The sequence below is a fragment of the Pseudomonas sp. Irchel s3a10 genome (assembly GCF_900187525.1).
GTDB classification, from domain to species: domain Bacteria; phylum Pseudomonadota; class Gammaproteobacteria; order Pseudomonadales; family Pseudomonadaceae; genus Aquipseudomonas; species Aquipseudomonas koreensis_G.
Window position 1 is genome coordinate 608398 of the sequence record NZ_FYDR01000001.1, and the last position, 14974, is coordinate 623371.

General features: G+C 61.3%; 5 protein-coding genes. 2 read left to right on the forward strand and 3 right to left on the reverse strand.

Annotated features, from left to right (window positions below; all coding sequences use genetic code 11):
• Positions 1-96: 96 nt before the first annotated feature.
• Positions 97-2391 (reverse strand): fatty acid cis/trans isomerase, encoded by a 2295-nt coding sequence (locus tag CKW11_RS02750; protein ID WP_095136207.1) that lies wholly within the window; start codon positions 2389-2391, stop codon positions 97-99.
• 156 nt (positions 2392-2547) lie between these two features.
• On the opposite strand from CKW11_RS02750, the gene metH reads away from it, so the two are divergent.
• Positions 2548-6258 (forward strand): methionine synthase, encoded by a 3711-nt coding sequence (metH, locus tag CKW11_RS02755; protein ID WP_095136209.1) that lies wholly within the window; start codon positions 2548-2550, stop codon positions 6256-6258.
• 49 nt (positions 6259-6307) lie between these two features.
• Here the strand turns inward: metH and CKW11_RS02760 are convergent, their stop codons facing one another.
• A complete protein-coding gene (locus CKW11_RS02760; RefSeq protein WP_095136211.1) occupies positions 6308-13324 on the reverse strand; it encodes an NEL-type E3 ubiquitin ligase domain-containing protein in 7017 nt (2338 codons plus the stop codon).
• Positions 13325-13501: 177 nt separating this feature from the next.
• On the opposite strand from CKW11_RS02760, the gene CKW11_RS02765 reads away from it, so the two are divergent.
• Positions 13502-13720, forward strand: a complete 219-nt coding sequence (locus CKW11_RS02765) for a DUF2970 domain-containing protein (RefSeq protein WP_095136213.1) — start codon at positions 13502-13504, stop codon at positions 13718-13720.
• A 6-nt stretch (positions 13721-13726) separates the two neighbouring features.
• Here the strand turns inward: CKW11_RS02765 and CKW11_RS02770 are convergent, their stop codons facing one another.
• Positions 13727-14800 (reverse strand): ABC transporter substrate-binding protein, encoded by a 1074-nt coding sequence (locus tag CKW11_RS02770; protein WP_095136215.1) that lies wholly within the window; start codon positions 14798-14800, stop codon positions 13727-13729.
• Between the last annotated feature and the right edge of the window lie 174 nt (positions 14801-14974).

Here is a 14974-nt window from a genome sequence, read left to right on the forward strand (position 1 = left end):
CCATTCTGAATGGACTGACGCCTTCGCGAGCAAGCCCGCTCCCACAGGGGATTTGTGAGTTACCTGAAGCTGTGACAGTCGGCCTGTATTAAACGATCAAAGATTCTCGTAGCGGTTGATGTCCAGCACGCCCTCTTCCACCGGGTCAGTTTCGTGGAGGTATTGGCTCAGGTCGTGGAAATAGAACCAGAATTGCGGATGACTGCGACGGATCCCCCAGCGTTCGACGATTTTCTCGAAACGATCGGCATCCTTGGCATTCTCCATGGCATCGACAAATTCCGATACTTGCTCGGCCGGAATGTTGAAGATGAAGTTCGGATAGCTGCTGAGCACGCCCGGGTAAATGGTCAAGGTGTCCAGCCCTGGCTGATAGCGCAGCGACTCGCCCAACAGGAACGCTACGTTGCTGTGCGCGCGATTGCGCAGCAGGCTGTACACCTCGCGTTTGCCGCTGCGGGTTTCGATGCGCAGCATGGTCGCTTCCGGTAATTGGTCGATGACCTTCAAACCGGCGGCCGGGCGCGAAGTCAGACGGCTCAACGCCTGCTCGGCATTTTGCAGGGCCGGGTCGATATTCGGCCGCGAGCAATAGGCGCCGTCACAGCGGTTGATCGGATCCGGCCGCGCATTGAGGTCGCCATAACGCCCCAGCAACTGCATGGCGAAGTCGAATTTCGGGTCTTTCTCATCGAGTTTCAGTGCGGTCGGCTTGTCGTCGTCGATGGCTTCGTAATCGAGCCACATCTTGAACTGGCCGCTGCTCTGATACCAATCGTTGAGGTAGCCCTCGCGGGAATCGGCCGGCATCAGGCGCAGGAAGTTCTGCTCGGCACCGTTGCGGATCAGGTCGAAATACAGGCGGGTCTGCGCCTGATGGGAGACGTTGCCGAATACATCGAAGTTGACCGCCAACTGGTAATAGGTGCGCTCCAGCAGCGGATAGTCGAACAGCCACATGGTCTGTGGCACTTCGCCGATCAGGCCTTTGGTCACCGACGCACTGTCGAAGTGGCGGAAAATGCTCAGCAGCGCGTTGTCGTTACCGGCCCACAAGGTTGACCAGCTCGGGGCCGGCAGTTCGGCGTAGCTGTCACGGCGCAGGGCTTCGTATTCGTTGCGCTTGTTGCGGTAGTTGTGCCACAGACTGAGGACACTGCCGACGTCATCGTTCTGCCCCGGCATTGCCAACAACGGCGTGGCCTGGCCGCGATAGTTGGGATCGGTGATGTACAGATCGTGTTCCGGAGCCTGGAACAGCGCCCAGAAGTTATCGCGGATCACATCCGTCGCAATCTGCCCACGGCACACCGGCCCGCGAATAAAGGTGCGGACGAAGTATTCGGCGTTGTCGAGCATGAACTGATAACGCGCCTGCGCCGGAATCGCCTCGAACGTGGCGAACGGGTTGGCCCGGCTCTGCGGGCCGTAACCCGGCAATGCATTGACCTGCCAGTTGCCGCTGTAGAACAGGCTCTTGACCCGCGCCATCTTCGCCGCGCTCAGCGGATAGGTGATGTGGGTCTTGTGCACGATCACCCCTTGCACCGGCCACAAGCGGTAATACACCTGAGTACCCGGATCGTCATTCGGGCGACGGGTGGCGATCAGGTCGATCGGCTGGCCGGTTGGCGTGCGCGAACGCACCCACTGGAAGTAGTGCCCCGGTTCGCCGTCCTTGAAATAGAGGTGCGCAAGGTACCAGTGTTCGAACAGCCAGCGCCCGACCAGACTCTGCCGCGCGCCCGGCGCATTGAGCAGGTTTTCCCACTGGACGATTTGCAGCGCTTCTTTGGCGCTCGGCGCCAGCCCCTGCTCGTCGATCGGCGCACCGGACGCCAGCCAGCGCTGCAGGGTCTGGTATTGCTGATCGGTCAGCCCGGTCACCGCCAGCGGCATGCCTTCTTTCGGGTGGGCGCCGGCATAGCCGTCAAACTCGGCGGGCATCGCGCACATGTTTTCCCGTTGCAGGCCGAGGACCATGTCTTCCGGCAACTTGGCGTTGGGGGTCAGCGGAGTTTTGTGCCCCAGTTCGAGCATCCGCGCCATCAGCGCCGCCTGGCTGCCCTGGGCATCGAGTACCGAATAAAAGCCTTTCTGCTGCCAGGCACGTTTGCCGAAGGCGTCGTAGAACAGCCGCGTGGTCGGCGCCGCCTGGGTGCGTTCGCCGTCGTAGACCGGCATCTTGCTCGCGCCCCGCCCTGCGCCTTCACCGCTGCCCAGATTGAGCTGGCACGCCGAGTCATAGCAGGCGTGGCAGGCCACACACTTCTCGGTGAAGATTGGCTGGATATCACGCGTATATGAAATAGAAGGTGAGATCGCGGGTTCCTGCGCAATGGCGCCCCAGCTTAAAAACAGCAAGAAAATGCTGATGACGCGGTACGACATGCCCATGATCCCGATCGTGAAAAAAACGCCCGCGATTCTACAGTATGACGCTCGTACAAACATGAACGATATTCATGCAAAAGCAGCACGTGCTCCAAAAGCGCACAGGTTTGTTATGATCCCGCCCCTTCGTCATGGTCTTTTCGAGTAGTCCCAATGTCCGATCGCAGCGTCCGCCTTCAAGCTCTCAAGCAAGCCCTCAAAGAGCGCATCCTGATTCTCGACGGCGGCATGGGCACGATGATCCAGAGCTACAAGCTCGAAGAGCAGGATTATCGCGGCAAACGCTTCGCTGACTGGCCGAGTGACGTCAAGGGCAACAACGACCTGCTGGTGATCACTCGTCCCGACGTGATCGGTGGCATCGAAAAGGCTTATCTGGATGCCGGCGCCGACATTCTGGAAACCAACACCTTCAACGCCACACGCATTTCCATGGCCGATTACGGCATGGAAGAGCTGGCGTACGAATTAAACGTAGAAGGCGCGCGACTGGCGCGCAAGGTGGCCGACGCCAAGACCGCCGAGAACCCGGACAAGCCGCGTTTCGTCGCCGGCGTGCTCGGCCCGACCAGCCGCACCTGCTCGCTGTCGCCTGACGTGAACAACCCCGGCTACCGCAACGTCACTTTCGATGAACTGGTGGAGAACTACACCGAGGCCACCAAAGGCCTGATCGAAGGCGGCGTCGATCTGATCCTGATCGAAACCATCTTCGACACGCTCAACGCCAAAGCCGCGATCTTCGCCGTGCAAGGGGTGTTCGAAGAGCTGCACATCGAACTGCCGATCATGATTTCCGGGACCATCACCGATGCGTCCGGCCGCACCCTGTCGGGCCAGACCACCGAAGCATTCTGGAACTCGGTGGCCCACGCCAAGCCAATCTCGGTCGGCCTCAACTGCGCGCTCGGCGCCAGTGAGCTGCGTCCATACCTGGAAGAGCTGTCGAACAAGGCCAGCACTCACGTTTCCGCGCACCCGAACGCCGGTTTGCCGAACGAGTTCGGCGAGTACGACGAACTGCCGGCGCAAACCGCCAAGGTCATCGAAGAATTCGCCCAGAGCGGTTTCCTCAATATCGTCGGCGGTTGCTGCGGCACCACCCCGGGCCACATCGAAGCCATCGCCAAAGCCGTCGCCGGTTACGCACCGCGGCAGATTCCGGATATTCCCAAGGCCTGCCGCCTGTCCGGTCTGGAGCCGTTCACCATTGATCGCAGCTCTCTGTTCGTCAACGTCGGCGAGCGCACCAACATCACCGGTTCCGCCAAGTTCGCCCGTCTGATCCGTGAAGACAACTACACCGAAGCCCTGGAAGTCGCCCTGCAGCAGGTCGAGGCCGGCGCGCAGGTGATCGACATCAACATGGACGAAGGCATGCTCGATTCGAAGAAGGCCATGGTGACCTTCCTCAATCTGATCGCCGGTGAACCGGACATCTCCCGCGTGCCGATCATGATCGACTCCTCGAAATGGGAAGTGATCGAAGCCGGCCTGAAGTGCATTCAGGGCAAGGGCATCGTCAACTCGATCAGCATGAAAGAAGGCGTTGAGCAGTTCATCCATCACGCCAAGCTGTGCAAACGCTACGGCGCGGCGGTGGTGGTGATGGCGTTCGACGAAGCCGGCCAGGCCGACACCGAAGCGCGCAAGAAAGAAATCTGCAAACGCTCCTACGACATTCTGGTCAACGAAGTCGGCTTCCCGCCGGAAGACATCATCTTCGACCCGAACATCTTCGCCGTGGCCACCGGTATCGAAGAACACAACAACTACGCTGTGGACTTCATCAACGCCTGTGCCTACATCCGCGACGAGCTGCCGTATGCGCTGAGTTCCGGCGGCGTGTCCAACGTGTCGTTCTCGTTCCGGGGCAACAACCCGGTGCGTGAAGCGATTCACTCGGTGTTCCTGCTGTATGCGATCCGAGCCGGCCTGACTATGGGCATCGTCAACGCCGGTCAGCTGGAAATCTACGACCAGATCCCGCAGGAGCTGCGCGACGCCGTCGAAGACGTGATCCTCAACCGCACACCGGAAGGCACCGACGCCCTCCTCGCCATCGCCGACAAGTACAAGGGCGACGGCAGCGTCAAGGAAGCCGAGACCGAAGAGTGGCGCAGCTGGGACGTCAACAAGCGTCTGGAGCATGCGCTGGTCAAGGGCATCACCACCCACATCGTCGAAGACACCGAAGAGTCGCGCCAGTCGTTCGCCCGGCCGATCGAAGTCATCGAAGGCCCGCTGATGTCCGGCATGAACATCGTCGGCGACCTGTTCGGCGCCGGCAAAATGTTCCTGCCGCAGGTGGTGAAATCCGCCCGCGTAATGAAGCAGGCCGTGGCGCATTTGATCCCGTTCATCGAACTGGAAAAAGGCGACAAGCCGGAAGCCAAGGGCAAGATCCTGATGGCCACGGTAAAAGGTGACGTACACGACATCGGCAAGAACATCGTCGGCGTGGTGCTGGGTTGCAACGGCTATGACATCGTCGACCTCGGCGTGATGGTTCCGGCGGAGAAAATCCTCCAGGTCGCCAAGGAAGAAAAGTGCGACATCATCGGCCTGTCTGGCCTGATCACCCCGTCGCTGGACGAGATGGTCCACGTTGCCCGCGAAATGCAGCGTCAGGATTTCCATCTGCCGCTGATGATCGGTGGCGCGACCACGTCCAAGGCGCACACCGCCGTGAAAATCGAGCCGAAGTACAGCAACGATGCCGTGGTCTACGTCACCGACGCCTCGCGCGCGGTGGGCGTGGCGACGCAGTTGCTGTCCAAGGAACTCAAGGCCGGTTTCGTCGAGAAAACCCGTCTGGAATACGTCGATGTACGTGAGCGCACCGCCAACCGCAGCGCCCGAACCGAACGCCTGAGCTACGCGGCGGCGATCGCCAAGAAGCCGCAGTTCGACTGGGCCAGCTACACGCCGGTCAAACCGACCTTCACCGGCACCCGCGTGCTGGACAACATCGACCTCAACGTACTGGCCCAGTACATCGACTGGACGCCGTTCTTCATCTCCTGGGACCTGGCCGGCAAATTCCCGCGCATCCTCGAAGACGAAGTGGTCGGTGAAGCCGCCACCGCGCTGTACAAGGACGCGCGCGAGATGCTCACCAAGCTGATCGACGAGAAACTGATCAGCGCCCGTGCAGTGTTCGGTTTCTGGCCGGCCAATCAGGTGCATGACGACGACATCGAACTGTACGGCGATGACGGCAAGCCCATGGCGCGCCTGCATCACCTGCGTCAGCAGATCATCAAGACCGACGGCAAGCCGAATTTCTCGCTGGCCGACTTCGTTGCACCGAAAGACAGCGAAGTGACCGACTACGTCGGTGGTTTCATCACCACCGCCGGCATCGGCGCCGAAGAAGTCGCCAAGGCCTATCAGGACGCTGGCGACGATTACAACTCGATCATGGTCAAGGCACTGGCCGACCGTCTGGCCGAGGCCTGCGCGGAATGGTTGCACCAGCAAGTGCGCAAAGAGCACTGGGGTTACGCCAAGGATGAGGCGCTGGACAACGACGCGCTGATCAAAGAGCAGTACTCCGGTATCCGTCCGGCACCGGGTTATCCGGCCTGCCCGGATCACACCGAGAAGGCCACGCTGTTCACCCTGCTCGATCCTGAAGCCAGCGAAATGCGCGCGGGCCGCAGCGGCGTATTCCTCACTGAACACTACGCGATGTTCCCGGCAGCGGCGGTCAGCGGCTGGTACTTCGCCCATCCGCAGGCGCAATACTTTGCCGTGGGCAAGGTCGACAAGGATCAGGTGCAGAGCTACACCTCGCGCAAAGGTCAGGAGCTGAGCGTGACCGAGCGCTGGCTGGCGCCGAACCTCGGTTACGACGAATGACCGCAACGGTCAGCCCCCGGGCCTGCCGGGGACTGACCATTCACCGGGTTTACGCGCCTGACAATTGCCCGGAGGTTCCGGGCAATTGTGCGTTGCCGGCAGACAAACCGATCCGTTCAATCTCCTGACGCGACAATTCGATGAGCCTGGCATTTCGCGCAGCCGCCTGATCGAACAGCCTGCTCAGATACAGCGGATCGTCAGCACTCAGACCTTCGTCCTCGCCCTCCTCCAGCAACTGCGTTTCATCCATTTGCCTGAACGCTTCAGGCTGTTGCTCCTTGAGATAATCCAGCCAGAAATCGCGCTGAATCAGGTCCTCCAGAAATCTCTCGGAGCGTTCCGCGCTGACCACCTCGGCCCGCGCATTGACCAACTGCTGCGGGGTGACACCGGAGACAAATTTCATGTTTTTCGGCTGCCCGGGCAACTCCAGTCCATCGTCCCAACCCCCGGTCAGACCGATCCGGTAACCGAGGCGTACTTCGGCCTCGTCGAAGCCGCTGCGAGCAGCCGCCGCTTTTGCCAGCTCATCGACCTTGTCCAGCCGAAACAGCTGCCGCGACAGCGACAACAAGGCCTCGCCGCGGACTCCCGGGCGGCCCGCCGGCAAATCGAGCAAGGCGTTGTAAGTGAAGACCTTGCCCTCCAGACCACTGAACGTAAGGATGCGCCCGTCCACGCAAGTCCCGTGTGTGGCCGAGCCGGCGAAAATCACCTCGCGCAGCTCACTGTTGGCGGCCGCCGCTTCCATGACCATCCACACCCGTCGGGTCAGATCGGCGTTGGCCACGCGGAACTCCTGGGTGTCCTGCAACCGGTCAAGCAAATGGAAGAATGCCGCGCTATCCGGTTCGGCAGCGAGTTGATCCCAGAGTTTGTCGCGTACGGACGCCTGCTCCGCCGGCAAATTCACCAGCCACGGCGCCTTCTGTTGCGCATGGGCCTGTTCGCCTGGGAGGGTTTCGTCGGACTCGATGCTGTCGGTGGTTTCACTGAGCCCGCCGGCAACGTCGTCAGCCATTTCCTCCAGATCGGAACTGGAAAAACCGAGCACTCGCAGGCGATTACCCGCAGCCTGATAGGTTCTGAGCCTTTCAAGCGACTCCTCCGACAGGTTGTAGTTGTCAGTCAGGTCGGTACCGTCCATCAGCTCATCGTGCTGACCGTCCAGCGCCTGTTCGGGAATGGCGGTGATGTCGTTGCGACTGAGGTTGAGTGTCCGCAGGTGCTGCGCATCCAGCGTCCCGGCCGGCCATTCGGCCAGGTTGTTGTTGCGCAGATCCAGACTTTGCAAATGCTCGAAGTAGCTGGCGTCGAACGCCTCGAGATGGTTGTAGCTCAGGTCCAGCGTTTGCAAATGCTGCAGACCGGACAGCGCGTCATACAGCGGCTCGGTGTCAGTGAAGTTGTTGCTGGCAAGCTCGAGTCGCTCGAGCTGCGGCATTTGCCGGACGCCATCAGGCAGCGCGGTGAGTTCATTGCCACTGAGGGTCAGATCGCGCAGGTGAGTGAAGGATTTGAGAAAGCCGTTGCTGCCTTCGGCCGTCACTCGTGTGCCTGTCAGGTTCAAACTGCTGACATGCCCGAAGTCCTCGGGCAGCGGCGGAAGATCACCCAATTGCAGGCCGTTGAGATCCAGAACCGCATCGCCCCCGACAGTCGATAACCTTGCGCGCCAGCACGTCAGAATGCGCCACGCCGCCAGGCTGCGCGATTGCGAGGAGATGACCCAGTCAACGCCACGGGTTTCCCGGGTATACAGCCAGCCATTGAGTCGGCGAACGAGGGTTTCAAAGGTCTGGCTCCAGCCCGCGATCCGCTCGCCGATCTGCACATCGGTCGCACCCTCGGTACGCAGCGCCTCGATCACCTGCATGGCTTGTTCATCGGTAAGGGCCGGCTGCACTCGCTGCAGGTTCTGGCGCATCCGTGTCAGCCCGGTACTGACAGGTGCCTGCGTCAGCGGCAGCAACTGGCGGGCCACTGACAAACCGTTCTCCGCCGGCGGAAAAGTCGCCGGCACCGGCTGCCGGGCAAACGCATCCAGCGCGCCGGCAGGCAGGCCGAGGGTGTGCTCGAGCCGCAGTTGCCCCAGACGCAATTCAGCCGACGCCGCTGCGGTCAGCGGCGCACCGGTCAGGTTGATATTGAGCAGTGCAGTGCTCTCGAGTACGGCAGGCGGCAACGTGCTGATACGGGTATCGCGCAGATCCAGCCACCACAGTTGCGGCAGACCTTCGGCCCCTGTCGGCCACTGTTGCAGGTGCGTTGCCTGCAGGTCGAGGGCCTTTAAACGTTGCAGGCTGTCGACGTTCAGTTCGTTCAGCGGATTGTTCCGCAGATTCAGCTGTTCGAGCGCAGGCAGTTCACTCAATCCGCTCTCCAGGCCTGAAGCGTCGGTCAACTGATTGTCGGCCAGATCCAGGTGCACCAGGCGCGAAAGGCTCTGCGACTCGATCGGCCATTCGTGCAAGGCATTGTCACTCAGATCAAGGGTTCGCACTTCGCTGAACGCACTGAGGAAACCGCGCATCTGCGCGGCCGCAACGCGCTGGCCGTTGAGCAGCAGCGTGCGTACATGCGCAAATGCGTCAGCGGGTAACGCCGGCAGGTCGCTGAGCATCAGCCCCGACAAGTCCAGAGTCGAAGCGCTGATGGTCGCGCCATAGCGCTTGAACATGCCCTTGCGCCAACTGGTTTTCAGGACATGGGCCAGGTTTGATCGCGCGACAAGTTCGCGCAGCGATTCTGCCGATACCACCACGCGCTGCTGCCACTGATTGAGTTGGCTATCCAGCGCGGCATATTGATCGCTCAAGGCATTGATGGCGGTGAAACGCTGCTGCTCATCCGGCCATTGCTCGAAGAAACGATTGAACACCCCCTCGGGCGATTGATTCACGCCCTCGCCCAGGCGCCGCAACTCGCCGCGGCAATAATCCCTGACCATCGTCTCTCGATCGATCAGGTGTTCCGGATGGGTCTTGACGTATTCGTACACGCCGGTGAAGTTTTCCCGGGAGAATCTTGACCAGTCCAGCGACAGTCCCGACCAGAGTTTTTCATGGCCCTGCAGCAGTGCTGCCGGCACGGTGCTGATCCCCGTGTCTCTGAGGTTCAGACGTTCCAGGGCCGGTAACTCCAGCACCCCCGCAGGCCAGTCGAACAATGAGTAGGCGACGATTTCCAGTGTGCGCAGATTACGCATGCCGCTGACATCGAAGGCCAGCGGCTGATAGCTCGAGGTGCTGACGCTCAATGCTTCAAGACGGGTCAGTTGAGCCAGGCGTGCCGGCATGTCAGCGGCAAAGGGCATTGCACTGTAGAGCGTCAGATCAGTGAATTCCGGCATGTTCTGCAACGCCACCGGCACGTTGGTAAATGTTTCAGCGGTGGCATTGATGCGCAGCGCCTTGAGTCTGGGGAAACTGCCCAACAGTTCATCGACGTTGGCATCGGTGATGCACCGCCCCCTGACTCGCAGATCGCGCACATGCGAGAAGTCCGCCGTCAGCACCGGCAACGGGTCATCGCAGATCAGATCGAGGCGTGCCGCACTCACGTGACTATCGGCCAGCGGCGAATTGCGCCAGCTCTGCTTGAGGCTGCGCACCACGCTGGATCGGCCGCCGATCATCGACTCCAGCGTCGACTCAGGGACCGGCACACCTTCCCATTGCGCCAGCGACGATTCGAGTTCCTGCCATTCACGCAGGCGCCTTTGCAACAGCTCGTAGATCTGCGCGTCAGTCCGGCCGGTTGCCAGTTGTCTGAGGATGAACCCGCCCGCTTGCTGATCGGTAAGCGCCGGGTACACGTCCTGCACGCGCGTCACCAGCAACGGGTTGACGCCTTCGCCGCGACCGCTGGCGTAATAACCGAGCCCGTGCTGGCGTACCCGCACCGGCGCCTTGAAGAGTTTCTTGTGGCCATGGCGTCTGCTCGCCAGTCGAGCCAGTTCGGCACGGTGTCGGGCCACATACCGGATCAGTGCCCGACGCAGTCCGGCGCTACGCGCAACCTGGGTAAAACCCAGGGCCTGTCGCGACTGGTCGGGCAAGGCATGGAGGATTGAGGCAAAAAAGTTGTCGCCGTGACGCGGAACACTGTTGAGCTCTTCGCCGCGCTCGTTGTACGCCTGATAGACCGGCCCGCGCTTGACCAGATACTTGGTTTGGCCGGCACTTTCGCTGCCGACACTGTCAATCAACGGCCCGTCGAGGCTACCTTCGCGCACCTCAAGACGCACTTCGTCCGACCAGCCCGGCAGTCGTTCCAGGGCGCGCAAGGCCAGCCATTGGCTTTCGCTGCCACCCGAATTCTCCATGTGCAGGCCGGCGACCGCGTGGTTGAAGCGGCGTTGCCGGGCAAATTCACGGGAGATCTCCAGCAGCCGCAACGGCACCCGCTTACCGCTTTGCAGGCGCGCCAGCTCCTCGGCGTTCGCCTCCAGCAGCACGCGGATTGCCGCCGAGCTGCCCAACCCCGGTGTCGCGGCTTGTAGCCTGGCGATTCGCCGATCGTTCAACGCGGGTTCGTCATAGAGCCTGTCGAACATCGCCGGTTGCCGGGTGCGCAGGTAGTCGGCGATCTGTTTGCGCAGTTCCAGCGGCCGGGATTCGACCACACGCGCCGGCTCGGCGCCCAGCAGCCAACGTGTTTGCGGCTCATCCAGCGCGGCCAGAATACGCTCAGGCAATTGGCCGTCGAGCACTTCGGCGCGGGTCACCTGGATCGGCGTACGGGTCTGGCCCTCGATCGAGCCTGTCTCCGCGCCGAACAGTCGGCTGGGGCCGGACAGCTGCGCTCCGTCGAAGACTTCCAGAATCAACCCGCTCGGCCAGCGTGGCATTTGCGTGAGCATTGGCAGCGTCAGCAGATACGAATCATCCAGGCTGGCTCCTCGTTCGACCTGGTCGATCAGCCGCCCGACCTGCTGATCCGCCTCGTACAGGCGCAGCGTGTCGGCCAGGGCCAGTGGCGCTGGCTGATGATCGAGGTGCATCTGACGCAGAGCATCATCACTGACACCACTGACATTGGCGATTTCGAGCAGTTGCGCATCCGAAAACGCCTCAGTCGAGTGACCGATGCGCCGCAGCAGGGTCAGTCGATCCCAGCTCAGCGGTCGCTCCAGGTTGTGGCGCCAGGCCCCCAGTCGATTGTGCTCGAGGATCGGTTGATACGCCGCAGGATCACGCGGGTGGCGGATGCGCCAGCTTTTCACGATCTCGTCGTAGTGCGTCTGGTAGACCTTGCCTTGCTGGCGAATGAAGGTCTTGCCGTCGAATCGATACACGCCCTGCGCATCAGGCACGGCACTCGCCGGCAGGACACTATCGCTGACGTAAGCATCGAGGTCAGGCTTCCACAGGCGGACCGAACCGTCAGGCCGCTCGACCGGGTGCAAGTGCTCGATCGCCGGCTCGGCGAAGGCCGCTTGGAGTCGGCCTGCGCCCTTGCCGACCGCGCCCATCACGCCAATCAGCGCCAGGTTCTGCGCCACATCGACCAGATGCGCCTTGGCAGCCTGGCGATCACCTTCCGACCATTCGATGGCGCCTTCGAATGACTCATAGAGCAGTTGCCCGGCCATCACGGTCATCATGATTTCGCCCAGTACCGGGACGAACATCGACACCATGTTCAAGGCCATCATCCCGAGTTCGAGCAGATGACTGAGTTTTTCTGCGCGTACCCGGGCATCGACATCCGCAGTGGGGACGGCGTGGGCCCGCGCGTCGGCGATGAATTTGGCCCGGTGCTGTTCGTAGAGGTATTGCCACAGATCGGTGTTGTCGGCCCAGATCCCGGCCACGCCTTTGCGCGTGGTCGGCAACGGGTCGAGATACGGGTCAGGCTGCGGCTCGCGCTTGCCGGGGGCTTCGGGTGGCAGCTCCTTGATTCGCGCGATGGTCGACAGTGGCGGTATCAGTTGTGCAACCTTGACCCAGATCGAATGCAGCGGGTCACTCGGAGAGTCCGCAGCCTTTTGGGTGAACTGACTGAAATAGTAAGGACGGTCGGCATAAGCCACGAACTGACTGAAAAACTGCTGGTAAGCGGTCGGGCCTGGCCCGGAAGCCGCAGGGTCAGTCGCGGTGAACTTGCCTTTGAACACCTCACGCATCTGCGCCATGGTGTAACGCTTGAGCGGGTGTTGCGGGTCATGGGGAATGTAGACGATGAACTCGTTGGTGTAGCGGTAGCGCTCGCTGATGCTGAACACCACGCAACCGGTCATCCGCCGCTTCATCAGGCTCAAATCACGAAACCACACGGCCTTGCCGCCGAGCTGCGGGTGGATCTGGCCGTCCACCACCGACAGAATCATCCGGTAGTCGGCGGGTTCGATGTCCTGTTTCAGCAGCGCCCATTCAGCGGCGGCACGCAACGCGGTTTTCTGGCTGGCAATGAAGTGCCGGCGCAAGGTGTCGGTTTTCTCGAAAAACGCTTTGATCCGTGCCTGATAACGGGCACCGACGTCCAGCGAACGACACAGCGTCAGAAACTGCCTGACCGTGATGCCGATTTCTGCTGCCTGAAACTCGCCCGGGGTCGCCGTCTCGACCACGAAACCGGATCTGGCGTGATAGGCACCCGCTTCACATTCCGACGCCTCGAAGTTGTGCAATGCCGCTTGCAGCAAGGGCAGTTTCAACACTTCGAACGTGGAAACTTCAACTTCCAGCACCCCGAGTTCGAGGGGCCTTCTGAGGCACAGCAAGGTCTTGTCGAGATCGACCGTGACGTTGAACTGATCCTTGAGTGCCTTGCCAAGCAGCGCCTGGGCAAATGCATCGACGCTTTCAAGGCCGGCCATGGTCTTGTCGAGTCGGCTCTGGGCGATAAAGGCAGCCGTGACCCGGTCTTTCAAGGCTTGTTGCTGATCATTCGGCAAAGGGTGATAGCCGTGCGCTGGACGGGTGCTGGCCGCTTTCATCGCGGCTTGCCGTGCGGGCGAGGCGGCAATCAGCCAATCGGGGATCATCTGCTCCAGCAGCTTGCCGTGAAGGCTGGCGCTGACCGGCGCGCGGGGCAATGTCGGGGGATGAGTGGACATCCTGTCTCTCCTGAAAAATGGGAAGACAGGACACCATGTGCGCCGCGCTGATCTGCGGTACATAGTTATCGTATGGGCGCGGACGTGTTACCGGACAAGTCAGGAACCCGCGTGCGACCACGGCACAACCCGCTGGATTGACTATGCTGTCGGGACAGCCTTTCGGACGGGGGATTTATGGACGATCCAGTCGACAACAAGCCACCGAGCTTCTGGCAAATGCTGCACAGCGTGATGGCTGCAGCATTCGGTGTGCAAAGCGGGAAGAACCGGGCAAGGGACTTCACCCATGGCAAGCCCAGCCATTTCGTGGTCCTGGGGATCGGCTTCACCGCCGTGTTCGCCTTGACGCTGTTTGCCATTGTCAAACTGGTGCTGCATTTCGCCGGGGTCTGACGGCGCTCAGTGCATCAGGATCTGCAGGCCGAACGGATAGCGATACGCCGCGGGGCGCCCCTTGGCAGAGAGTTTGCGAAAACTCACGCCGTAATCCGGCGCGGCGCCCATGGCCAGCATTTGCTGCGCCTGATGCTTGTCGATCAGTTGCAGCAGCGACAATTGCCGGTCACGTCCGCCATAACGATTCAGATCGACGCCCTGATCGTAGTCGTGCAACTCCACCAACGCCCAGCCACCCAGCGTGAAGTGCCCGCCCACCAGCGCGCTCAAGCGTCCATCGACCAGCGCCTGCAACGCCTCGGGCGAGGTGTTGACGGCGCTGAACAGCACGTCTTTGCCGGGGACTTTGCCGGCTTCGGCAAACGCGCGCATGGCGCCGAAGGCCATTTCATCATTGGCCGACCACACCAGCGACACCTCTGGATAGCGGTTGACCAGTTGCCGCGCCTGTTCATAGGCGCGCTGCCGGGTCCAGCCGCTGTACACCAGTTGCCGCAGTCGCACCTGTGGATGCTCGGCCAGAGCGCGCTGCATGCCACGTTCGCGCAATTGCGCCGACGGCGTGACTTTGAGGCCGGAAAACGCCAGCACCTCGATCGGCTGGTCGCGTGCGACCGGCGGATGCAGGCGAATCAGTTCCTTCATCATCAGGTAGCCGCCCTCTTCGTCATTCGGCACCAGGCTGCCGATGCGATCGGTACGCTCGCCGACCAGCGCCTGCTGATCGGGGGTCAGCACCGCGTTGACCATGAACAGCTTGACGCCGCTGCCTTGCGCCAGCCGCAGGATCTGTGGTGCAACATACTGCTCGTTGACGAACATCAGATAGTCGGGACGGTTCGGCCCCTGCAGAGCAATTCTGGCCTGGGCCACGGTGAGTTCGGGCTGGCGCTGGGAATAGAGAATCTGCAAATCGACACCCAGGTCGCGGGCCGCCGCCTGCATGAATTGCGAATAGCTAACCCAGAAGGCTTCCTGAGTTGACCCAGGATTGAGGAACAGCACCGACTCCGCTTTCGCTGCGACGCTGACAGCCGCGCCGAACAGCAGCAGGCTGAGATGGACAAACTTCAACATGAAAAATCCGGGCCCAGGGAAAAATGGCCGCGCATTATAGCCTTCGAACCTACGGCTATTGACGCCTGATCCCGCTTTTGTCCGACAATTGTCGGAAGCGGGCCCGAATCGGTCGTTTACTGATGACTGACCCAGAATACCGCTGTCCCTACGACCAGAATTATCAGGAACAGA

Excerpts from the sequence above, each read along its gene's own strand:
- CKW11_RS02750 (WP_095136207.1), bottom strand. The coding sequence starts at position 2,391 with ATGTCGTACCGCGTCATCAGCATTTTCTTGCTGTTTTTAAGCTGGGGC.
- metH (WP_095136209.1), top strand. The coding sequence starts at position 2,548 with ATGTCCGATCGCAGCGTCCGCCTTCAAGCTCTCAAGCAAGCCCTCAAA.
- CKW11_RS02760 (WP_095136211.1), bottom strand. The coding sequence starts at position 13,324 with ATGTCCACTCATCCCCCGACATTGCCCCGCGCGCCGGTCAGCGCCAGC.
- CKW11_RS02765 (WP_095136213.1), top strand. The coding sequence starts at position 13,502 with ATGGACGATCCAGTCGACAACAAGCCACCGAGCTTCTGGCAAATGCTG.
- CKW11_RS02770 (WP_095136215.1), bottom strand. The coding sequence starts at position 14,800 with ATGTTGAAGTTTGTCCATCTCAGCCTGCTGCTGTTCGGCGCGGCTGTC.